The 22,070-nt window shown below is 71.2% G+C and carries 20 protein-coding genes and 1 tRNA gene; 5 read left to right on the top strand and 16 right to left on the bottom strand.

The window, feature by feature from the left end; translation table 11 throughout:
- Nucleotides 1-65: 65 nt before the first annotated feature.
- Nucleotides 66-1,709, top strand: coding sequence for a glutamate--tRNA ligase (locus ACIO5E_RS28715; RefSeq protein ID WP_400673248.1), 1,644 nt, complete (start codon nt 66-68; stop codon nt 1,707-1,709).
- A 60-nt stretch (nt 1,710-1,769) separates the two neighbouring features.
- On the opposite strand, the gene ACIO5E_RS28710 is transcribed toward ACIO5E_RS28715, so the two are convergent.
- The 5 genes from ACIO5E_RS28710 to ACIO5E_RS28690 all read right to left on the bottom strand — a co-directional run bounded on the left by ACIO5E_RS28710 (nt 1,770) and on the right by ACIO5E_RS28690 (nt 6,255).
- Nucleotides 1,770-1,846, bottom strand: a tRNA-Met gene (locus tag ACIO5E_RS28710).
- A gap of 49 nt (nt 1,847-1,895) precedes the next feature.
- Nucleotides 1,896-3,041 (bottom strand): HK97 family phage prohead protease, encoded by a 1,146-nt coding sequence (locus ACIO5E_RS28705; RefSeq protein WP_400673246.1) that lies wholly within the window; start codon nt 3,039-3,041, stop codon nt 1,896-1,898.
- A 67-nt stretch (nt 3,042-3,108) separates the two neighbouring features.
- On the bottom strand, nt 3,109-4,140 hold the full coding sequence (locus tag ACIO5E_RS28700; protein WP_400673244.1) for a hypothetical protein: 1,032 nt from the start codon (nt 4,138-4,140) through the stop codon (nt 3,109-3,111).
- A 79-nt stretch (nt 4,141-4,219) separates the two neighbouring features.
- Nucleotides 4,220-5,131: a hypothetical protein gene (locus tag ACIO5E_RS28695; protein WP_400673242.1), complete on the bottom strand. Its 912-nt coding sequence runs from the start codon at nt 5,129-5,131 to the stop codon at nt 4,220-4,222.
- Nucleotides 5,132-5,337: 206 nt separating this feature from the next.
- On the bottom strand, nt 5,338-6,255 hold the full coding sequence (locus tag ACIO5E_RS28690) for an Eco29kI family restriction endonuclease (protein WP_400673240.1): 918 nt from the start codon (nt 6,253-6,255) through the stop codon (nt 5,338-5,340).
- Nucleotides 6,256-6,371: 116 nt separating this feature from the next.
- Here ACIO5E_RS28690 and ACIO5E_RS28685 point away from each other — a divergent pair, with 116 nt between their 5' ends.
- Nucleotides 6,372-6,551: a hypothetical protein gene (locus tag ACIO5E_RS28685; RefSeq protein ID WP_400673238.1), complete on the top strand. Its 180-nt coding sequence runs from the start codon at nt 6,372-6,374 to the stop codon at nt 6,549-6,551.
- Nucleotides 6,552-6,566: 15 nt separating this feature from the next.
- Here ACIO5E_RS28685 and ACIO5E_RS28680 read toward each other — a convergent pair whose 3' ends face one another.
- The 7 genes from ACIO5E_RS28680 to ACIO5E_RS28650 form a co-directional block, all read right to left on the bottom strand.
- Entirely contained in the window at nt 6,567-6,812 is a 246-nt protein-coding gene (locus ACIO5E_RS28680; RefSeq protein WP_400673235.1) for a hypothetical protein, read from the bottom strand.
- Between the two features lie 61 nt (nt 6,813-6,873).
- Nucleotides 6,874-8,928: a phage portal protein gene (locus ACIO5E_RS28675; RefSeq protein WP_400673233.1), complete on the bottom strand. Its 2,055-nt coding sequence runs from the start codon at nt 8,926-8,928 to the stop codon at nt 6,874-6,876.
- Nucleotides 8,929-8,936: 8 nt separating this feature from the next.
- Nucleotides 8,937-9,155 (bottom strand): hypothetical protein, encoded by a 219-nt coding sequence (locus tag ACIO5E_RS28670; RefSeq protein WP_400673230.1) that lies wholly within the window; start codon nt 9,153-9,155, stop codon nt 8,937-8,939.
- A gap of 26 nt (nt 9,156-9,181) precedes the next feature.
- Nucleotides 9,182-9,553, bottom strand: coding sequence for a hypothetical protein (locus tag ACIO5E_RS28665; protein WP_400673228.1), 372 nt, complete (start codon nt 9,551-9,553; stop codon nt 9,182-9,184).
- 176 nt (nt 9,554-9,729) lie between these two features.
- Nucleotides 9,730-10,335: an NAD(P)-binding domain-containing protein gene (locus ACIO5E_RS28660; protein WP_400673226.1), complete on the bottom strand. Its 606-nt coding sequence runs from the start codon at nt 10,333-10,335 to the stop codon at nt 9,730-9,732.
- A 202-nt stretch (nt 10,336-10,537) separates the two neighbouring features.
- Nucleotides 10,538-12,316 carry a helix-turn-helix domain-containing protein gene (locus tag ACIO5E_RS28655; protein WP_400673224.1) on the bottom strand — a complete coding sequence of 593 codons (1,779 nt, stop codon included), beginning with the start codon at nt 12,314-12,316 and terminating at the stop codon, nt 10,538-10,540.
- A gap of 283 nt (nt 12,317-12,599) precedes the next feature.
- The gene (locus ACIO5E_RS28650; protein ID WP_400673222.1) at nt 12,600-14,309 is read right to left on the bottom strand and encodes a hypothetical protein; all 1,710 of its coding nucleotides are present in this window, start codon (nt 14,307-14,309) and stop codon (nt 12,600-12,602) included.
- 184 nt (nt 14,310-14,493) lie between these two features.
- Here ACIO5E_RS28650 and ACIO5E_RS28645 point away from each other — a divergent pair, with 184 nt between their 5' ends.
- Nucleotides 14,494-14,973: a hypothetical protein gene (locus ACIO5E_RS28645; protein ID WP_400673220.1), complete on the top strand. Its 480-nt coding sequence runs from the start codon at nt 14,494-14,496 to the stop codon at nt 14,971-14,973.
- Here ACIO5E_RS28645 and ACIO5E_RS28640 read toward each other — a convergent pair.
- The 4 genes from ACIO5E_RS28640 to ACIO5E_RS28625 form a co-directional block, all read right to left on the bottom strand.
- Entirely contained in the window at nt 14,967-16,163 is a 1,197-nt protein-coding gene (locus ACIO5E_RS28640) for an AAA family ATPase (RefSeq protein ID WP_400673219.1), read from the bottom strand. The genes ACIO5E_RS28645 and ACIO5E_RS28640 overlap by 7 nt on opposite strands.
- A gap of 69 nt (nt 16,164-16,232) precedes the next feature.
- Nucleotides 16,233-16,505: a hypothetical protein gene (locus ACIO5E_RS28635; protein WP_400673217.1), complete on the bottom strand. Its 273-nt coding sequence runs from the start codon at nt 16,503-16,505 to the stop codon at nt 16,233-16,235.
- 2 nt (nt 16,506-16,507) lie between these two features.
- Nucleotides 16,508-17,656, bottom strand: coding sequence for a hypothetical protein (locus tag ACIO5E_RS28630; RefSeq protein WP_400673216.1), 1,149 nt, complete (start codon nt 17,654-17,656; stop codon nt 16,508-16,510).
- A gap of 76 nt (nt 17,657-17,732) precedes the next feature.
- On the bottom strand, nt 17,733-17,957 hold the full coding sequence (locus ACIO5E_RS28625; protein ID WP_400673214.1) for a hypothetical protein: 225 nt from the start codon (nt 17,955-17,957) through the stop codon (nt 17,733-17,735).
- A 431-nt stretch (nt 17,958-18,388) separates the two neighbouring features.
- On the opposite strand from ACIO5E_RS28625, the gene xerC reads away from it, so the two are divergent.
- A complete protein-coding gene (gene xerC, locus ACIO5E_RS28620; RefSeq protein WP_400673211.1) occupies nt 18,389-20,398 on the top strand; it encodes a tyrosine recombinase XerC in 2,010 nt (669 codons plus the stop codon).
- Between the two features lie 453 nt (nt 20,399-20,851).
- On the top strand, nt 20,852-22,000 hold the full coding sequence (locus tag ACIO5E_RS28615; RefSeq protein WP_400673209.1) for a hypothetical protein: 1,149 nt from the start codon (nt 20,852-20,854) through the stop codon (nt 21,998-22,000).
- The last annotated feature ends 70 nt before the right edge of the window (nt 22,001-22,070 follow it).

Genomic DNA, 22,070 nt, shown 5'->3' with positions numbered 1-22,070 from the left:
GGCACCGACCGAACCGCCGCCCGGCCGCCGTCACGGCGAGAACACACCGCACCCGGAGGACCCCTGTGCTCAACCCCAGCGAGATCGACGCGCTCTTCGACCCGGATCTGCCCGCGCCGGCCTTCTGGGAGCAGCAGTACCCCGCCCGCCAGCTGCCGGCCGGTGCCGAGGTCACCCGGTTCTGCCCCAGCCCCACCGGCCACGCGCACATCGGTGGCATCCACGTCGCCGCGATCGACGCGGCCATCGCCCACCAGAGCGGCGGCACCTACTTCGTGCGCATCGAGGACACCGACCAGGCCCGCGAGGTCGAAGGCGCTGTCGACCGCTTCGACCGCGCCTTCCGCCACTTCGGCGTCGCCTCCGACGAGACCGACGACACCGGCCTCTACGGGCCCTACACCCAGTCCCGGCGCGCCCGTATCTACCAGACCTACGTTCGCGAACTGATGCGCCGGGGCCGGGCCTACCCGTGCTTCGCCACGAAGGACGAACTCGAGGCCCTGCGCGCCGACCAGCTCGCCAAGAAGGTGCCCAGCGGCTACTACGGCCAGTGGGCTCCATGGCGTGACGCCAGCGACGACGCGGTCCGTGAACGGCTCACCGCCGGTGTCCCGTACGTCGTGCGGTTCCGTTCCCCGGGCACCGGCGAGCGCACCACCTTCCACGACCGCATCCGCGGCACCATCGAGATGGACGACAACCGCGCCGACACCGTCATCCTCAAGACCTCCGCCAGCCCGCTGCGCCTGCCCACCTACCACCTCGCCCACGCCGTCGACGACCACCTGATGGGCGTCACCATCGTGATCCGCGGCGACGAATGGCTCTCCTCCGTCCCCGTCCACCACCAGCTCTTCGACGCCCTCGGCTTCCCCCGCATCCCCTACGCCCACATCGCCCCCCTGATGAAGCAGGAGGGCAAGACGCGCCGCAAGCTCAGTAAGCGCAAGGACCCCGAAGCGGACGTCGAGTACTACGCCCAGGCCGGCTACCCGACCGAGGCTGTCCTGTACTACCTGCGCGGCCTGGCCAACGGCCGGCTCGCCGAGATGCCCCTCGACCAGGCCCTGCGCGAGCCCCTGCGCCTGGAGGAGTGCGGGGTGACGGGCGCGCTGATCAACCTGGCGAAGCTGGAGGACATCTGCGCCGACCACGTCGCCGCCCTGCCCGGCCCGGCCATCCTGGACCGCGTCAAGGAGTGGGCCAAGGCGTACGACCTGCCGCTCGCCGAGGCGCTGGAGAACGACGAGGACCTGGCGCTACGGGCCCTCGCCGTGGAGCGCGACGGATTCGACAACCCGCGCAAGGACCTCCGCAAGTGGGCCGACTTCCGCACCCACTACGGCTTCTTCTTCCGGCAGCTCTTCGCTACCGTCACCGATCCTGCCGATCCGCGGTTCGGCGGCCTGGCCCCGGACGCGGTCCAGGAACTCAGCCGGCGCCTGCTCGACCGCTACCAGCCCATGGAGGACGGTGACGCCTGGTTCGACCAGATCCGCGCCGTCGCCGCCGAGCTGAACTTCGCCGACAGCGCAAGGACTTACAAGCAGAACCCCGGCCTGTACCCCGGCTCCATCAAGGAGGCGTCGCAGGCCATCCGCGTGCTGCTTACCGGATCGACCCGGAGCCCCGCCCTACACCTGGTGGCGGCGACGCTCGGAGAGAACGAGGTACGACGGCGCCTGAACGCCGTGCGGACGGCCTGACCACGGGCTGGGACGTCGAAGGGGCGGACACACATCGTGTGTCCGCCCCTTCGACGTACGTGGTAGCGGGGACAGGATTTGAACCTGCGACCTCTGGGTTATGAGCCCAGCGAGCTACCGAGCTGCTCCACCCCGCGTCGGTAGGCCCGACTCTACGGCACAAGCGGGTGATCACAAACCCGCTGGTCAGCTGGTGGTCCGCGCGTCCGCGAACAGGGCGAGGGCCGCGCTGATCTCGCCCGCTTCGATCACGGCCGTGGCCAGGGCTTTGCCCTCGTTAGCCGGCGGCTCGGACGGCTGCCAGTCGATGCCGGCGGCTGTGAGCACGGCGACCAGGTGCTGCACGGCGGAGGCCAGACGGTCGGCGTTCTCCCCGGAGAGGACCCGGCCTGCCTTGTGCTGGATGTCTGCGAGGGTCTTCATCTGGGAGGCGACCCGTTCGACGTCGGGTGCCAGGGCGGCCAGGGCCGCGTCGGGACCGGTGCCCTCGACGTCGAGGACCAGGCGCACGGGGCTGGGCTGGCCGACGGTCGGAACGCCGTCCCCGGAGAGCGTGTACGGGACCTCCCAGCTGGTCGAGCCGAAACCGTCCTCGGTGTACCTCCACACGGTCGCGATGACGCGGTCCGGGTAGGTGCCGATGACCTGCACCGTGCCGTACTCGACGCGGTCGTCCTCGGCTGGATGCAGGCGCCGCTCCACGGCGGAGGCGATCGCGTCGATCCGCTCCTCCAGCGTGCCGGCCAGAGGCGCCAGTTCCACCTGGGTGTCGGCCAGGACCCCGCGGGCCTTGCCGGGGTGCTGCTTGAGGTCGAGGGTGGAGGTGTAGGGGTTCGCGCCGAACAGCACCGGGCTGTACTCGTACAGGTCCAGGTCGGTGATGCGGCGAACGCCCTTGGCTCGTTTGGCCGTCCGGACCTGGTAGCCGATCGACCACTGCACCTGGTCCCCGAAGAACAGCAGGTTGGCGTACATGTCCTTCCCGGCCTGGGTGGCCAGGTTGCAGCGGCCCTTGACGAGGAGCGCGCCGGCCTCGGCGGGCCAGGGCTGGCCGGTCGGGAGGGCGGCGGGCAGTCGGGGGTCGCCGGGCAGCAGCTCCTCGGTGTGCTCGGTGCGGGCGGTCCACACGTTCCAGTCGTGTGACCACACGCCCTTCGGCGTGATCTCCGTGAGGGTGCGGGCGTAGGCGCCGGGCTCGATCACGTCGCCGTCGTGGTCGCGCAGCCCGGTGATCGACACGAGCGTGGTGAAGGTGCCCTGGTCGTCGTCGGTCTCCAGCACGCCGAGGGCCGCCTGCTTGTGGTCCAGCGTGCTGCTGGGGGTCGGTGCCACCGTGTCGCTCCCGGTTCGCTGGGTTGGTGGCGGTCACGGTAGGCGCGCGGCGGGTTTTGGGTCTCGTCTACTCGTCGTACCAGCCGTCGTCGGGCTCGGCGTACACCTGCTGGACGTGCCAGTCGCCGGGGCCTGCCAGGATGACGACCTCCGACTCGTCCAGGCAGCCGATGCCGGTCCCGGGCACGGCCAGGATGCGGGTGACCGGGATGTCGCCGCTGATCGTGTAGCCGTGGACCTCTCCGCCCTGCGTGGCGAAGTCGGCGGCGATGTGCTCCTCTGTGGTGGCCGACGAGAGGGGGCGCAGCGGCAGGTCCGTGACCGTGCCCTGGCCGTCGATCTCGCTGACGTGGGTGTCGTCGTAGCCGCCGGTGAAGCCGCGGTGGACGGTGACGTGGGTGACGCCGAGGTCGGCGAAGTGCGCCTGGGTGGTCTCCCACATGGCGGTGAGGAAGGCGTGCAGTACGGGCCCGTCTTCGGCCAGAGCGTCGGCGGTCTCGGCGTCGAGGTCAACGTCGCCGTGGTCCCAGGACATGGTGTCGGCGAGGTTGAATGCCTGGCGGGCGGTCTCCTGGAGGGCGAGGGCGTTCGCGTCGTGGTCGTTGGAGGTCGCTGCCCAGCCGGCGACGAGGTGGGAGACGGCCTCGGCGCGCGCGAATTCCCGGTACTCCTCGGCGCTCATCCTCACGTAGCCCCACGGTTCTCTGCGCGTGCCGCTGTCAAGGTCCGCTTGTTCGACGTAGTCGGCGTAGCCGTTCGCCCCGGGCTCCGGGCGATACGCGGCGAGGTCTCCGGCTCGCACCCTGGCGAGGCGGTCGCGCTGGCGGTCGGACAGCAGCTGCTCGTCGGGGACGCTGCCCATCTTCTTGGCAAGCGAGTCGCACATGGCGGCCTTGAGGGTGCCGGGGGACCTCTGCCGCTTCCCGAGCAGGGCGTCCTGGCTCACGGCGTGGTCGTCGGCGAGGGTGCCCGGCAGGCCGACTCGGCCGGTACCGGGGTGGTGGGCGAAGCGGCCTTGGAGGTCGCGCGCGTGCCGGGCCTCGTCCCAGAGCCGGTCCTTGCAACGCAGCCGGAGGGTGACGGTGGGAAGGTCGTGCACCGCACCGCCTTCTGCCGGGGATCGGGACGGCGGCAGCGTGGCACCGGGCGGGGCGTGGTGTCTCGCCGAGCGGTGCGGGCTACTCGGCGGGCTGCCAGTGCCAGGTGCCGGGGCCTGCCAGGATGACGACCTCCGACTCGTCCAGGCAGCCGAGTCCCGTCGCCGGCGTCGTGATCACCCTGCTTGCGGGCACGATCGCGCTCATCACGATGCCGGGCCCTTCGGCAGTCGCGAAGCCGTAGGCCTGGTCCGGGTCGAGGGAGAACGCGGAGAGTGGGCGCAGCAGCGGGTCGGTGAGGGTGTTGCCGTCAACCGTCCAGCCTGCGGGTGGCCGCCCGTCGGGGGTGGCCACGCCGCGCCACACGGTCAGGGAGCCGAGGTCGGCTTCCGCCAGGTGGGTCTGGGTGCGGTCCCACATCGCCGCCAGCATGGCCGCGTATCCGGTTCCGAGGGCGGCCCGATGGTCAGCGGTCTCTCGCGCGAGCTGGTCGGTACTGGGCCAGTCGGCGACCGGGTGCAACCCGAAGGCGTCTCGTGCGGTCTCTTGGACGGAGAGAGCCCGGGCGTCTTCGTCGTTGGACGTCATCGCCCAGGTGGCGACCACCTGGTTGACGGCGTCGCGCCGCAAGAGTCCGCGTGCCCGGTCCGCGTCGACATGCGTCCAGGAGGCGTCCGCCGGGGAGTCGCCTGGCCAGACGGAGTTGGCGATGCCGGTCGCCGGGTCCTCGTACGCGTGCACCTCACCAGAACGCACCTTGTCGAGCCAGGCCCGGTCGGACTCCAGCAGCAGCGTCTCGTCCGGCATGTCCCGCAGGTCGCGGGCGATGCCTTCCACCACGTTGGCCTTGTACGCCTTGGCGACGCGCTCGCTCTGTCCGTCGCGGAACACGAGGCCGTGCTGCTCCTCGTCGAAGCTCGGTTCGGAACGTGGTGCCCGGGATGGCCGGCTCGCTGCCGCTCGGATGCGTTCCAGCAGCGGGTTCAGCCCCATGCCGGAACCGTGCGCGAACCGGCCGAGGCCATCCCGGGGGTGCAGGTTCTCGCGGAACGGTTCGTTCTTCCAACGTAGGCGCAGACGCACTTCACGAACTGCTGGGCGGGACACTCAGACTCCTGGTGCTTGTGCTCCGGTCGAGTCGGCACGATCGCAGGAGAGCTGCCTAGCGTCTCGGCGCGGTCATTGCGAAGACGCCCACCTCAGCGGAGCCAGGCAGCAAAGTGCTGGCGAACCTCGTCCTCCAGTTCCCGAGGACTCCGGTCCGATCGCATCTCGGCAGCCCAGGAATCAGGACCGGCATGCAGTTCGTGCCACTTCGGTCGCCGACCATGCTGGGTCCTGCCCCGCCCGGGGTTACGGAGGCTGAATCCGTCGAGGGTGGTGTTCCACAGAGGCTTGAACTCGGCCGTGAGCAGGTCGACCGCCGGAGTGATGAAGAGGTCATCGATGAACAGCGTGCGGACCACGAAGTCCGTCGGATCGAGGTCGCGGCTTTGAGCGAGGGTCCGGCAATGCTCGTCGAGTCGCTGACTCACCATTGGACGCTTGAGGTACGCCCCCTGCCGCGCGCGCGGGCCTTCGTGAACGCCGCCCACGTACAGCGGAATCACGCTCCCGGAGATGGGCGTGTAGAGGCTGTGCGCACCGATGTAGTAGATCGCATAGATTCCTGCGTCGTGCGCCCATGAAGCAGCCTCCGCCAGGTCGCTGACCATGAGCGTTCGGAACCTTTCGGCCACACTGCGCACCAGATTCTCGGGGCGCAGCGGGTCGAAGCTGTACTCGCGAAGACGCGGGTCCGCTGGCGGCGGAGTAAGACGGTACGCCGGGCTCAGAGGCCGAGCCTTCGCCTCCTCGACTGGTCGCGGCTGCTCCGCTTCCTCGTTGCGAGCGATCGCCAGGAGGTTGCGCAGCGGAGCCGGGTCGGCGTGCAGTGCTTCCGCGATCATTTCCAGGGTCCGGTCAGACGGAAGCGGGCCGTCTGGGCTGAACGCAGCCGAGACCGTCGTTCGGGACAGGTTCCCCCGGCTGGCCACCTGCGACTTGGTCGTCCGTGACCGAGCAAGCAGGTTGGCGAGGGCATCGCTCAGCTGCTGCCGACCGCTCTGGTCACCCACGGGGGTTCACTCCTCGACTCTCACATGTACAGTAGTGTTCAATCCTCCGGATTGAACACTACTGGCGGGATGCACTTGCACTTCCACACTCTCCTAATTCTCCAGGAAGGTAGGCCATGCGAGCCCTCGTGTTCGTGACCATCGCTCTGGCGAGCCTCGTCGTTGCCCTGGGCAGCGGCTGCCTCCGCTACTGGCGCACCCACTCCTTCCCCGAAGCCATGGAGCGCGGCGCTGCCGCCGCTGGCGCCACGCTCGCCCTCGGTGCCGCCTACCTGGCCGTCCTCTGGGTGAAGTGACGAGCACATCCCCGGCTACTGACTGCCCTCTGCAGCAGACACCGCCTCTGCCTCTCTCCGCAGACCGGTCGGCGCGGCCTTGCCGAACGGCTGGGTCAGGACTCGCCGGGCGGCCTCCTGCCTGGAGACGCGAAGCACCTGGGCGAGCCCGTCGAGCGTGGTGACGGGCTCGCCGTTCGGGTAGCGGATGTCCCAGCGCCGGCTGCGCAGCCAGTCCTCGTTGAGCTGCTGCCGGTCGCTGGGGGGTGTTCCGGTGGTCATGCTTCATCCTCACACGGGGGCATGGGCGTGGTGGTCGCGATCCTTCGACCGGGCCGGGCGGTCAGCGTTCGATCCTCCAGGCGAGGCGGCAACGGCAGTTGACGGCCTGCCCGGGCGAGGCGTTGGGGTCTCCGGGGTGGCGCAGCAGATCGTCGCCGATGGTGAAGGCACTGCCGTAGGGCTGGGTCTGGCCGTCGGCCGCGTCGTGGTCGGGCCGGGCCCGGCCGTCGTCGTGGGCTACCCAGCGGCGGACAAGACCGGCGCGAGAGCTGGCGGCGGCGGCCTGGTCGCGGGCGCTCTCAACGGTGGCGGTGGCGAGGTGGCCTGCCTTGACGCTTGCCCAGTTCGCGAGGGAGCGGCCCCAGTCGCGGGTGGCCTCGGCGATGCCCGCCAGGCTCTTGCCCTCCCTGTCGGCGTCGGCCACGTCGTCGGCGAGTGCCTGGGCCTGCCGGGCGAGCCACGTGGCTAGCAGCGGGGAGAGCGTGGGCCAGACCTCGACGGCGGTGATGGTCGAGCCGATCGCCGTTTGCAGCTCGGTCGCCGCCGTGGTGGCGGCCTGGTCGATGAGGGGCTGGAGGGCCTGGGCGGCCTCCTGCTGCCAGGTGGCGACGTCGATCACCTGGTCGATGGGCAAGGTCTTGGTGCCGGTGCGGGCGGTGGTGTCGCCTCGGTCATCCCAGTGCCGGGTGCCCTTGCGGTGTCGGGGGGAGTTGAGTCGGGCGACGGTCCGCTCGGTCCAGCGGGTGGTGAGCACCTGGAGGGCGTCGTCCAGGCGGCCGTGGAGGGAGTCGACGGCGGTCTCGTCCAGCGGGAGGTCGGGGGTCGGCGTCAGGGTCTTGCCGGTGGGCGGCGTCGGAGGCGGTGTCGTGCTGTCGAGGGCGGGGGCGTCGGCGGCGCGGGAGGGCAGGGCGGTGCGGCCGGAGGCCAGCCACAGGGCCCGGGTCTCGGGGGTGTCGTCAATATCGTCGGCGTATCCGGCGAGTTCGGCGTAGGAGCGGATCGAGCGGACGCCGGCGGCGACTTCTTCGCGGGCTTCGGCCAGGCGCTTGGTGCGGGGTTCGCGCAGCACGTCCACGTCGGAGGTGTCGAAGTAGACCTCGTTGTCGTCGCCAGCGTCGTCCTGGAAGGCGTCGGCGATCAGCCGCAGGTGCGGCGGCATGGTGATCTCCCAGAATGTGGTCTTCTCGGCGCGGGCGTTGTCGAACGTCCGGCCGCTCGCGTTCCCGAGTTGGGACTCCGGGACGCCGAACGCGGCGAGCAGCTCGACCTTGGAGAGCGCCGCGACGGTCTCGTACGCCATGTCGCGGGGTGTGACGGAGGTGTCCGTGACGGTGACGTTGCCGCCGTTCAGCACGGTCCATGAGCCGGCTGCGGACGGCCCTGTGCCGAACCTGGCGCGCAGCAGGCGTAGTTCGGCTTCGTCCATGTCGCCGTCGATGCCGATGACTCCGCCGGGCCGGGCGTCGTTGTTGACGAACGACAGGTTGTAGTGGCGGGTGAAGAAGTCAAGGTCGGCGCTGAGGCCGGCGGCCTCCAGTGGGGTGATGCCGCTGTAGGGGTCGAGCGGGTGGGGGTTGCGGATCCACCGCACCTGGTCGACGTCGAGGTTGCGCAGTTCGCCGGTGATCGTGACGGTCTCGAAGTGGGAGATGAGGTCGCTGCCGGTGGAGGGCACCGGCCGGGTCCGGCCCGGTGGCAGCAGGTCGATTCGCAACAGGTCGCCGCCGCGCGAGTAGGTCGGCTCGAGGAACACCCCGCGCTTGGAGAGCAGCAGTTGCATGCTGACCCGCTTCTTGAACGTCCACGCTCCCTCGGCAGGGTTGGCCCTGACGTTCATGGCGCGGTACAGCGGGTGCGTGTCGTGGGGAGGAAGCGGCTCGTCGGAGGTGCCGCTGCGCGGGCGGACCCGCAGCGGCCGGTCGGCGGCGTGGTTGGAGATCGTGTCGACCGCCTTGTAGATCCACACCGCTCGTTCCATGCCGTCGCGCACCGCACGTTCGACGGACCACGGGCGGGCCCGGTCGACGCCCGCGGGCGTCCAGCCGAGGGTGTAGTCCGCGGTGGACTTCGTGGCCGGCGCGGGGCGGCGCAGGGTGGGGAACCAGCGGCGGGGCATCCGTTCTCCTACTGCTCGTTGTGGTGGCCGAGGACGGCGGCGACCGAGAGTGCGAGCAGGCTGGTGCAGGCGAGGCCGAGGCGCGGGTCGGTGGCGTAGGCGGCCGCGTTGAGGCCGATGGTGCCGAGTGCGAGCAGGACGACGGCGACGACGTCGCGCGCCCGGCGTACGGTCAGGCGCGCGACGTCGTCCGTCAGGTGGGGCTGGTGCCTGCTGGGTATGGTCACGGCAGGCAGGCTAGGCACTTCGGTGCCTAGCGTCCCGGCGGCTGCTCTCGCATCCGGTTGCCCGTGTCTCCCGGGTCGGGCTTGCGGAAGTTCCCGGCCGCGGCGACTTGGTGACGGTACTCGGGGGCGGGACGGCGCTTACGGGTGCCGATGGGCCCTCCGTGCAGCATCGGGTCGGAGCCGGCGCACGGCTCTTCGAAGACCTCGTCGTAGGGCCTGCGGCAGCGGATGCACATCACGTCTGCGGAGCGGATCTTGGTCGTGGCCGGGACACGGTAGACACCGCGGCGGCGGGCGTAGGCGGCGCCCTGCGTGTCCACGGGGACGTACGCGGCGATCACCCACTCGTGGATGTCGCTGCTGGCGGCGTCGTCGGTCTTGGTGCTGTCGGTGGTCATGCTGCACTCCCCTCGCCCGCGGGCGCCCTGTGGGTGGGGCCGGCTGGCAAGCAGCGGTTGTTCGGCTTCCTGTTCTGCCCGGGTCCCGTGGCGCTGGTGGTCCCGTGTCGTTCGTCAGGCGCGGCACGGTGTCCGCACGTGTGGCCTTCAGGCGATGCCCTAAGGGGGCGCTGTGGTCAGTGCTGGTAGGCAGATCTCGCGTCTTCCAGCATGGATGCCTCGATATCCCAGCCCTGCATGCCGAGGACGGCGAGTGCCGGCTCAGCATTCGCGACCCGCGGCAGCGCGGTGACGGCAAGGTGGGCGGCCTCGGTGCCTGCGTGAATCACTGCTCCGATGGCCCCCAGAATGGCGTCGCAGGCAGCACGGGCGCAGCGGTCGCCGGCTGCGGGACCGATGACGACCAGGTGTCCGTCCGCTCCGAGGAGCGGGGTGTGCTGGTAGGCAACGGCGTACCTACGGGCAAGGTCGCCAAGTTCACGGCTGGCGCTGGGGGTTACCGGCGTGAGGTTGAGCCACCAGGCTCCGGGCTCCAGGGCGTCGAGAGCACCGGCCTCCGGGTGGGTGAGCACCTCGCGGAGTTCGTCGATGTCATCGATCAGAGTGAGGAGCGCTTGAGCTCCGGTAGCGGCACTTCGGGGCGTCGGGTAGGTGATGGGTCGACGGCAGGCGCTGTCGGTGTCCGTGGTGCCCCAGGCGCGGACCGAGTAGTTCGCGGTGGCAAGCCTGCCGGCGGTCTGATTTGCGTGGGAGTTCGACCCCAGCACGGCAAGAGTTCGCAAGTGTCCCCTCCATTTTGCGAGTTGCAGATTGGGGATTCCCCCTTGATCGACCATAGATGGTGTGCGCTCTGCTGGGAATCTGCTCAATGCACAAGCCAGGTATCACCGTTGCACATCGGACACAGTGAGCATTGACTCGACAACCGCCTGTGTCAGGCATGCCCGGGCGGACACGCCCTGCGGCGCGGACGGCCCCTTGGACCTAACGGGCGGGCAGCGGCAGCCGGATGCCGAACTGCACAGCGATCGCCAGAACGACGTCGTGTGCGTCGGCGGACTGGGCGAGCAGGTCCCGCTGGAGCAGCCTCGTCGCCGTGCGCAGGCGCTTGCGGACGGTCTGCGCGTGGACGCCGAGAGCTTGAGCCGCGCCCGCGGTGTCGCCGTTGGAGAGCACCCACTCCTTGAGGGTCCGTCGCAGCTCTTCCGACAGCGGGTACAGGAACTCCCGCACCCAGACTCCGACCTCCGGACTGGCAAGGTAGGTCTGGAGGTCGGCGGGTCCGACGTGCGACGCTTCACCGCAGCGCTCGTCCATGAGCACGGCCTCCAACGCGAGCGCGGTCACAGCACGGTCGCGGATGCTGTCGAGATCGACACCGAGGATGCCGGCCGCGGAGCGCACCCTGTTCGTGATGGTGTTGCGGTGTGCTCCGGTGAGTTCGGCTGCTGCCCGCACGGAGGACTGCAGGGTGAGGTTGAGAGCCTGGATGAGCACGTCCCTGTCCGCCGTCGCGCGCTGCCCGAGGAGGGGGCGGAGGACGGCGGTGGCCCAGCCTGGGTAGAGCCGGTTGAGCAGTTCCGGCAGGTGCGCCTGCTCGGTGTACATCGCCGTCCTGCTGCGGCCGAGCCGGGCGTTGGCGAGCGCACGCAGGGCGTGCCGGTAGGACTGGGCGGTCTCGGCGATGTGGCGGACCGGGCTGCCCCCGAGGTAGCACTGGGGGTGGTGGGCGACCAAGGCGTGCAGCTTTTCACCTACGTCGTCCCAGGTGCCGCTGCCGGTGCTGGGCTGCGGAACGACGAGGATCAGGTGCGAGTCGTAGACCGGGCACCTGACGACGAGCGCGGCACCGTTGGCGGCTCGCCAGCACTCCTCGTGGAGGTCGTCGCGTTCCTGCGGGTGGCTCTCCACCAGGTAGACGCGCGCATTGTCCTGGTCGAGGAGGCCGGGGTGGAGGCTGGCGGCGGTGCGCCGGGCCTTGAAGACCTCGCCGGTCATCAGGAGCTGGAGGATGGCGACGTGCAGCGCGGACGCGGTGGCCTGCTGGTTGTGGATGGTGGACTCGGCATCGGCCACGTTGAGGTGGAGCGCGAGCAGGTCGGCGGCGCGGCTGATCACCTGGGTGAGAGTGCGGTCGAAGGGCGATTCCCGGGCGACGGCGAGGACGGCTCGGGGCCTGGTGCTGCCGACGGCGACGAGGCGGATCTCGTCGTCGCCGTTCCCGAACGCGGCCGCATCGAAGCCGCCGGCCGCGACCTCTTCGATCTTGTCGGCGATGGCAGTGAGCTTGTGGGCGGAGTGTTGTGGCGCGGTGGCGACGAGTGCTCCGTCTGCGCCGACGAGTGCGACACGGGCTGTGTGCTCAGCGGCGATCCAGCGCACGATCCGAGCCAGGTGGAGCGCATCAGGGGAGGGCCGGAGGTGTCCGAGCAGCTGGTCGCGCCAGTCGATCGCCCGGCGCAGGTCGTGCAGCCGCTCGCGCGTCACGGCCTCGGCGATGTCGGTCCAGGATGTGCGGCTGGGCAGGGTGAGGAGCGGGACGCGCAGGCGCTCCATGGAGTGCACCAGTTCGGGTGGGATGTGGCCGGTGGCGGAGACGACGGCGAGGGCCGCGATGCCGGCGTGGGCTGCGCGGGCGGTGAGTTGTTCGTAGGGCGGGTCGCTGTCAGCCCAGTCGTCTAGGTTGGCTACAGCGAGGGCGTCGGTCAGGCTGCCAGGGCGGACGTGGTCGCCGAGGTGGATGGGCACGACGGAATTAATCATGCGAGCGAGGGCACCCGGAGCTGTTCCTGGGAATTCCCTGAGTCCCAATTCATGCATCCCGATGAGATGCTCCAGCACTGGCATTCTCCCCCCTCGGCATGGCAGCACCGAGCGCGCCCATGCCAAGGATCAGGACCCCCCTGCTTGGCATGGCTGATTCGCCCCGGTGGATACGCCATCCAAACCCTCGATCATCTCCCCTGTCAACATGAATACTTGAGATATGCATTGCATGCATATTTCCTCGACGATTCCCGACAGCAGGGGATTCTCTGACTTTCCGTCAGACGATCATGCGAACACGACGGCGGCCGGTCTGCGGCTCGTAGGGCGCAAGCAGGACGGCCTCGGCACGGTCCGGCGAGCGGACCCCGCGCCGCTGCATCGAGCGCTTGGATTCGATGACGGTGCGCCCGCTGGAGTCGGTCGCCATCTTGGGCGCGGACAGCTGGGCCTGGGTACGACGGTCGATGCGCAGTCTCAACGAGCCGTGACCGTGCGGGGCAAGCAGCGCCCTCATCGCCAGCCACATCTCGTCCCGCTTGCTGGAGGGGCGCAGCGTCGCGGCCTCGTCTTCGCGGCCGGTGCCCTCGCTGGCGATCACCGTGACGATCTCCCCGCGGTGGCGGCCTTCACGCCGCCAGGCCTCCAGCAGGCCGGCGACGCCCCAGCCGACGCCGACGCCGTCGATCTTGACGCGCACCGGCGTGGTGCTGCCGATCGCGTCGGCAAGCCGCTGGGCGGCCTCGATCTCGCGCAGGACGACCCCGGCAACGACCACCGGGTCGGCGTTGTCCTGCCCAGCGGCTGCATGGCGCAGTTCTATGAGGTCGCCGACGGATCGGGCGATCGCGAACTCGTCACCGCCGCCCGCCGCCACGTCTACCCCGAGTCGCACCCACGCGCCGCGCTTGATCCGGTGGCAGCTCGTCTCGCCATCGAGGCCGAGGGCGTTGAGGGGCGTGAAGTCCGGGCCGTCCGGCTCCGGAGTGTCGCTGGCACGCTCCACCCAGGAGGAGGGGATGGCTCGGGCCTGGCCGCCCCGGGGGAAGCGGGCGTGCACCTTCGCGGCGACGAACGGCGCGTCCTCACCGTGGTCGCGGATGGTGTCCTCGACCCACTGCGGGTCCACGAGGTGGGAGGCGAGCAGGTGGACGGGGGTCTGGGGCGGGCAGGCGCGGCAGCGCCGAGTCCGCTCCCCGGACAGCAGCGGGGTGTCGTAGACGCTGATGGGTAGGACGTGCACCCCAGGGTCGGCACAGGTCTGCTCGAACCAGCTGCCCTCGTCGTCGGTGGGCGGGTTGCCGATGAGCAGCGCGCGGGTGTGTTCGCCGGTGAGGGCACCGCGCATGGCGGCGCCGATGACCCGGCCGATGCCGCCGGCCTCGTCCACGATGAACATCAGGCGGGGTGCGTGGATGCCCTGGACGGCGGACTCGTCGTGGTCGGGGGCGCTGAAGCCGTACGCCACGACGACGTCCGAACCGTGATGGTCGGGCATCTTCCACTGGGTGACGCCGACCTCGCCGGGCAGTCCCGCGCGGGCGACGATCTGGCGGATATGGGGCCACATCTGCCGCTGGACTTGGCGGGCCCGGGTGGCAGTGGTGACGGTCAGGGCCGTACCTGGGGGGTGGACGACGGAGGACCAGACGGCGGCCCGGGCGGCGATGTGGGTCTTGCCGGATCCGAAGCACGAGGGGACGGCGACCCGGCGGTGGCCGACGAGGGCTTCGAGGATGTCCCGCTGGCGGCTCCACTGGCTTTCGCCGAGGACGTCTTCAACGAACCCGACCGGGTCGTCGGCCCACAGGGCGTAGGGGGTGCCGGCCTCGGCGTTGGCCGCCGCAAGGACCTGCGCCCAGTCGGCGGCGTCGAGGGTCCCGTAGAAGCGCCGGCGGATCGCGGGGGTCGTGACGGCGAGGTCGGCGTAGAGGCGGCGGCCAAGCCTGCCGGGGCGGGGCGCCGGCAGCGCGGGCAGCGGCTTGGTCACGTGATCCTCCCGTTCGTGTCGGTCGGCAGGCCACGGTGCCTGACCTGCTTTCGGGTGTCGCGCCGAGGGGTTCGCGAGAAATTTTACTTTGCTCTTTTTTATAGACCTGAGTCAACTTCTCTGCGAGGCTGGTACCGCCAGCCGGGGACCGCGAACCCCCGGCCCAACCTCAAGGAGACCAACCATGGCCCCGACCACCCGAATCACCGCCCGGCACGCGGCAGTCGCCTTCGCCATCACCACCGCCTTCACCACCGGCATGGTCATCAGCACCCGCCCGACCGCCGCCCCGGCCAACCCGGCGGCCGTGACCATCAGCCCCGCCCCGGCACAGCCGATGCCCGCCACCGCCCCGACGGCCCCCACCGTGGCCCCGGAAGCCGCCGTCTCCCCGGCGGCCGTCTGCCCCGTTCCCTCCGACGCCCCGAGCCCAGCCGCCGTCACCCTGCCCGAGACGCCTGCCACGGTCACCGTCACCGCCCCGGCGGTCACGATCACCGAGCCCGCCCCGACCGTCACCGTGACCATCACGGCCACGCAGATCGTGACCGCCCCGACAGTCACAGCCCCCGCCCCGGGCCCGACCGCCATCACCACCCTGCTCCCGACCTCGGCCCCCTCCCCGACCCCGAGCACCCCGCGCGGCCCTCAGCCGACTCACTGATCTGAGACCGGGGCTCCTCTGCCCGAGGAGCCCCGGTCCGGCAGGGACAGCACCCAGCCGCTCGCTGTCTTCGACGCCACCACCCCAAGCTGGCGCCGCGCCCGCTGCACCGTTCGCGGGGCGAGCCCGACGGCCGCAGCCGCCGCCAGCACGTCCCGGGTCGGCGCCGGGCCGGCCGCCAGCATGCGGGCCAGGAGCCTGTAGGCGCTGGTGCTCGCCGGGCGCCGCCGCGACAGGTCCGCGCCGGTCATCACCTCATCGCGGCCGCGCGCGGAGCGGCTGCTCCACACCACGGGCCGGGTCCGGCCCGCCTGGCGGAACTGCAAGCCGCCCATGACCGCCCACCCGCTGGTGAACACCGGCACCAGCGCCATCGCCCCGTCCACACCGTGAACAGCCATGTGCACCGCGGCCGTGTGCGAGGACCGCGACGCCTCCTGCGCCCGCCGTGAGGACGACCAGCCCGCGCGCTTCGAGGCGTCCCGGACCACCAGGACCGCCGTGCCGACGCGCTGCGCGAGTTCCGCGAGCACCCGCACCGCCCTCTCGACGGGTACCCGGTACGGACAGATCGTCATGAGGTCCACCACCACCAGGTCGGGCCGACGCTCGCGCAGGAGACGCTCCATCTCGTCCGCGTCGCCGGGCAGGCGCAGCCCTCGCTGCCCACCGCGGCCACCCAGCACGGGGGCCACCTCGACCCGCTCGCTGCCCGGCCCGCAGGCCGCCAGGAGTTCCGCCGTCCGGTCGGCCGTCTGCGGCGATGCGAGCACCAGCACTGTGCGCGCCGCCTGGGGCTGCTGCCCGTCGGGCAGGGCCACCGCCGTCGCCGCCCGCACCGCGACGTCCAAGGCCACCGCCAAGGCGCTCACACCGTCCTCGCCGTCGATCAGACTCAGGCCCGCCGACGGCACATAGCCGGGCCAAATCCAGCCGGGGCCGTCATCGAACGCCGGCGGCGCGACCACCACGTACTCCGGGCCCAGCCGCAGCGCCCCCGCGATGTCCTGCGTCTCGCACCCGTCGGCCAGGCAGTCCAGTTCCACTCGGCCGTCCCCGGCCGCGAGCACCAGCAGGGAGCCTTGCCGGTCGTCGTGCGCCGGGCAGCGCGCCAGCCAGCCGCCCTCGGTCGGCCGGACGTTCCCCCAACGGCGCAGCGCTGCCAGCACCGTCTCGTACTCCTGTGCCACGCGCCCTTCCTCCGTCAATCTGATCTCAACCAGCCTGCTGGACTAGCGGGCTGGTTCGGCCTCACACCGTCAAGACGCGCGACGGCGCGAAGGGTTGCTCTCCAGGGGCCGCGCAATGCATGTGGCCGCATGCGGCAGGTGCAGCCGCTCGTACGGCAGCAGCGGCAGTTCCGCGTTCGGTCGGCGCGAGCGGATGGTGCCGGTCCCGTCGCGGTAGACCGCGGTGTTGCCGAGCACGCACGGGTTCGCGTCCACGGCCAGCCGCGCGCCGGCGGCGGTGATCGTCCAGTGCACGGCCGTGCCGCACCGGCGGCACCGGGCGAGGGCTCGCTTCGGCAACATGCTCACGCTTCTCCGGCTGCCGCGGTGTCGCCGCCGAGAAGCGCCGCCACCGGCCGCCAGCCGAACAGGGCGACGGCGTGGGCCTGGCCGTGGTCGGCGATCGCATCCAGCACCTCCAGCGGGTCGGGATCAGCCGCGCGTCCTCCGGGCAGCGCGGCCATCAGCGGCCGCTGCCCCGGCATCGGTGCCGTACCTCCGGGCCGGGCCCCGGCAGCCGGCGCTCCGGGCAGCAGCGTCAACGGCCGGTCGGTGGCGGGCTCGGCGTCCTGGTCCTGTGCGATCGCGGTCTCGATCGAGGCAAGCCGGTCCGCGACGCTCACCTGCGCCGCAGGTGCGGGCCTTCGGCGGGCCGCAGTTCGGCGGCCGGGCCCGGCCGGGCGGTCAGGCGAAGGACGTCCGGGCTGCTCCCGCTGCTCACGCACCCACTTGCGCCACATGGCCTGCCAGTCCACGCCGAGGGTGGCGCGGCCGCGGTGCCAGTCCGTGAACGCCGCTGTCACGGCCGCCAGCCCGGCAGGGCCGCCGAGGCGGTCCAGATGGCCGTCGGCCGCCGCCCACGCTAGCGCCGCAGCGTCCGGCCAAAAGCCGTCGGGCAGGGGGTGCCGGCGCGCTGCCGGCCCCCACCCACCTGCACCTTCCCCACCCACACCAGCCCCCTCCCTGCGGGAGGGGCGGGGAGGGGCCGGGCGCGCACGAGGACGCGGAACGTCCCCCGGGGACGCGGGTGGCTGGCCTGCGCAGTCCTCCCCGGACGGGGCACAGTCTGGTCCCGGATCGTCGGCGGAACCGTCGCCGTCCGGCGGCGGGTTGCGCTGCTGGCGCTTCTTCTCCGCCGCGCGCCGACGCCGCTCCTGGACCTGGCGCCGGCTCGGGTTGGCATCCAGGTAGCCGTGCATCACGTAGTCGCCGCGCCGGGGCTGAGGACAGCGCGTGCACGCGTGCCCGGCCTCGTGCCACAGCCCAGAGGCGAGAAGCTTGGCGATCTGCGTGGCGGTGCCGTTCTTCACGGCGACCGCGGCGGGGATCACGCCGTCGGTCAGGTGGGCGCTCGCGTAGGCGCCGCAGCGCACCCACAACCCGGTGGCGGCGTTGCCTGCCGCGAGGATCTTGGGGTGGTCGTCCGAGCTGTCGCCGACGGCGAACCAGGGCATGCCGGTGGTCTCCTACCAAGGTGGGGTGCCGGGTCCGCAGGCCGGCACGGCGGTCGGGGCGAGATTGGGGGGAGGCTCAGGCGGCCGTGTCGGCGGCCTGGGCGTCGAGGCCCAGCAGGACACGCAGCTTCGCGGTCGGCACGAGCACGCGACGGCCGACAGTGATCGTCGGGATGTCGCCGCGCCGGGCAGCGTTGTAGCTGGCGGCGCGCTCGAGGCCGAAGAGCCGGCCGGCCTCGGGCACGGTCATCGTCGGCTGGACCTGGGGGTCGGGAAGGGCGGGAACGGGGCTCGTCGTCATGCCCGCACCTTGGCCCGCGCCGGGCCCTACCGTCCCGCCGTCCACAGCCGGTGCGGGCAGTCCCAGTGTGTGCCCCACCGGCTGCGCCGGTACACCGAAGGCCACATCCGTGCAGGTCAGCTCCCATGCGCGCCGCGAATGGCGGCCTTGCCGAAGGCTTCCACCCCGTCCGGGCCAGCCGCCCGCGACCATGCGGCGACGGCGCGCCGGCCTCTCCTCCGTCCATCTCGGTCCACGCCCGTCCATATCGGCGGTCGCACGGCTGACCCCGTCCAGCCTCGGCGCGACCCAACCAGGCCTCCGACCGTACGGTCACGGCCAACTCCCCCACGACCACACCGACCTGTGCCCTGACCAGCACGGCTCCGGTGACTGTGGGCGTGATCTGACCGCCGCCCCAACCAGCGGGGCCTGAGCGCCGATTGAGAAAGATGAGCGAGCGCGAATCGAAGAATGACAGCCCCGGGTCGGTGTACCGCCGCTGCACCTGCCGCGAACCCGTCCTCGATGAGAACAGGCAGCCCGTCCTGGACGCCCAGGGCAAGCCCAAGATGCGCGAGCTCGGCTCCGGGTGCCCGCGCCTCAAGGGCAAGAAGGCCCACGGCACGTGGTGGTACTACCTCAGGCTGAAGCCCGGCCCCGACGGCAAGCCCAACCGGGACCGCAAGGGCGGGTACGCGGACAAGGACGCTGCCCTGGTCGCCTTGAAGAAGGCGATCGGCAAGGTGGACCGCGGCGAGGTGATCGACCACCGCACCACCGTCGCCCAGTACCTGACGAAGTGGCTGGAGCAGCGCAAGACCCTGGAACCGACGACCGTCAGCTCGTACGAGAGCCACATCCGGATCTACCTGATCCCCGCACTCGGCCACATCAAGCTGGAAGACCTGACGGCAGAGCCGATCGCCGACATGTTCGACGCGATCCAGGCCCGCAACACCATCATCGCGTACGAGCTCGCTCTCATCGCCAAAGCCCGCGCCGAGTACGCCGAGTGGAAGGCCCTGTACGGGCGCAAGCCGGGCCGGCCGAAGAGGAACGCCCCGCCGCCCGAGGTGCCGCCTCCGGAGATACCCAAGCGCGAGCCCCACGCCCAGATGCGGATCGTCGCGCCCGCGACCATGCAGCGCATCCGCGCCACCCTGCGCTCCGCCCTCACGGCGGCGGTCAAGAAGGGCCAGGTCAGCCGGAACTGGGCGAGCCTGGTCGACCTGCCCTCCGGCAAGCGGCCGAAGGCCTTGTTGTGGACGCCGGAGCGCGTCGAGGAATGGCGGCGCACCGGCGAGAAGCCGTCGAAGGTCATGGTGTGGACCCCCGAACAGGCCGGCCAGTTCCTCGACGGCATCGAGCACGACTGGCTGCGGGCGTTCTGGCACCTGGCGATCTTCCGAGGGTTGCGCCGGGGCGAGGGCGCCGGCTTCGAGTGGCCGAAGGCCAACCTCGAGGCGGCGGTCATCACCGTCGACTGGCAGGTAGTCACGGTGAAGGGCAAGCCCCTCGGAAAGGACCCGAAGCAGGACAGCAAGCGCACGCTCGCGCTCGACAGCCACACCCTCCAGGAGCTGCGCGACCACCGCGACCGGATGGCCGAGGCCCGCCGCGACGCCGTCGAAGCCGGACGGCCGTGGCCGGTCACCGACAAGGTGTTCGTCCGCGAGGACGGCACCGAGATCAATCCGGACTACCTCACCGACCGGTTCGAGCTGCTGTGCAACAAGCTGGGCCTGCCGCCCGTACGGCTGCACGACCTGCGGCACCTCGCAGCCACCCTGCTGCTCGGCGCGGGCGCGGACCTCAAGGTCGTGCAGGAGGTACTCGGCCACGCCACGTACGTGCTGACCGCCGACACCTACACCTCCGTGCTGCCCTCCCTCGACCGCGAGAACGCCGAGAAGGCCGCCGCTCTCGTCCCGGTGAAGTCCCGCAAGAGCGCCAGCGCCCCGCTCGTGTACCTGCTGGTCCTCGGCGGGATCGAGGTCGCCATGACCAACGCCGAGGACGCGCACGCCATCGTGGACCTGTGGAACGAGCTGCTAGCCCACGGCTACCCCGGGCTGAGGGAACGCCCCGCAACGGTGCCGAAGAAGCGCACCCGCTGGTCCGGCCGGGGAGTGCTGTGGGAGCGGCAGCCCCGGCACCAGCAGATCCACTCCGCCGTGGCCGGCGTCGACCGGCGCTCCGGTGAGGTGGTCTACCAGCTGCCCCTCGTCAACCAGCCGTGCTTCGAGTTCGAGCGTGACCTGTACACCGACCAGGCCGCCGTCAGCTCCGTGCAGCTGCGGCACGGCCTGCGAGGCACCATCGAAGTCGTCGCACGCGGCACCGACGAGGCCGCAGTGAAGAGCGCTTTCGAACAAGCACTGGAGCAGGCCTTCCAGATGCACACCACCGGCACTCCCGAAGACGACGACCAACTCGGATCCGAGGTCATCGTGGCGTAGCAACCCCTCCAATTCGATGCCCGAAGGGGGGCCGGAGCGGATCCGCTCCGGCCCCCCTTCTACCTGCCGTGCACCCACCACAGCACGCCGCTGACCACCGCCGCACCTGCGGCCGACGCCGCGCCCCGCACGACACTGACGCCAACCAGCCGCGCATACCGCCAGCGCTGTGCCCTAGCCGCCGTCCGCTTGCGTGCCGGGTGCCCGGCAGCAGCTCCACCCGCCCCAATCGGCTCGTCTGCCATTTCTGCTCCTCAATAAGCGCGTTGACGCTCTCCCAGCCGGCCTCTCCGGCCTCTCGCCCCCATCAGAGCAAGGAGCGGTCCGCCCAAAGCGGGAGCACCTCGGGGGGTCTACGACGGGTGAGCAGCGGACCCTACACCTCCCGGTTCGAGCTGCTCGGTATTCGCCGGAGCGCCGCCGCAGACCGAGGCGCGGCACTACGTTCGGCGCATGACCAGAACCTCCCCCAGTCCCGCCGACCAGCGGCTGATCGACCTCGCGGCCCAGCGCGGCGCCCAGGTGACGGCGCGCCACCTCGAACGCTGGCGCAGCCGTCCGGACCCGCTGTTGCCCTTTCACCGGCGGGACTACCCAGGCCGCCCCTCAGGTGGCAGCTCTTCGACGGCCGATGACGGGCTGGTGGATCTGGTCGTCTGGCTGGCCCGCAACCGGCGGCCGGGCACCGACCGGAGGTACCTCGCCCTCCGGGCCTTCGGCGCCGGCCTGCCTGTGCCCGAGGAGACCATCCGCCGCGCCTTCGCCCGCCCTGCGCACCATCTAGCCGAGCAGCTTCGCCGCGGGTTCGGATCGCTGCCGCAGAGCGGCGACCTCCAGGAGTGGGTGTACGACGGTGCCGCTGCCGTGGCCGGCACCCGGGCGCGCCGACTGAGCGCCGCACAGCGCCGCATCCAGGCGATCGACCGACAGGTGCGGGCACAGCCCGGCCTCGCCTCGGGGTGGCAGTTCGCTGCCGAGCTCGACCCGGGCGCAGCCGAGGCCGAGCCGCTGGGCAGGACCGGCATGCTGTTCCACTCGGTGATCGCGGCCATGGCCGGCCCCGGCGAAATGACCACCGACACGCTCGCTCGGGCCGCCCGTGGCTTCGTCGCCGAAGGCACCCCACAGTGGACTGCCCACCTTCTGGAGACCGACCCCCGCGACCCGCTGGCGGCCCTCTCAGCCACGCCGCTGCACCAGCTTCCTGGGGTACCCGCTGACAGCCTCGCCAACCACCTCTACACCGTGGCCCGGGAGACCCCGATCGAGCGGCTACGGGCAGCCTGGTCAGCGGCTGGCGAGATCCCGGGTTGGGCCGAGACCACCTGCGCGGCTGTCGAGGCTGAGCTATCCGCCGGCCAAGTGGCTCAGGCCACCTCCGGCTGGTCGATCGACATGATCACCGGAGCCAATCGGGTATACCTGCTGGATGGTCTGTCCGAGCCCAACCCGACCCCGGGGGAGCAGGCGCTTGCTGCGGTGCAACTGATCATGGCAGCCGACGCGTTCAACACCACGCTCGTGACCACCGACGACGATGGCCGCGAGGCAATGCGCCTGATGGCCCCGCCCTTCCTCCTCGGCCTGCTCACTGTGGAGTGAGCTGGTGTCGGGGTCTCGGGGCGGGCAAATGGATGCTCCCTGGACCGTGGCCGAGGCAGGATGGTTGGCC

Source organism: Kitasatospora sp. NPDC087314 (assembly GCF_044744365.1).
Taxonomy (GTDB): Bacteria; Actinomycetota; Actinomycetes; order Streptomycetales; family Streptomycetaceae; genus Kitasatospora.
The sequence above is the reverse complement of the archived record's forward strand: the minus strand, read 5'-3'. Positions and strand labels throughout refer to the sequence as shown.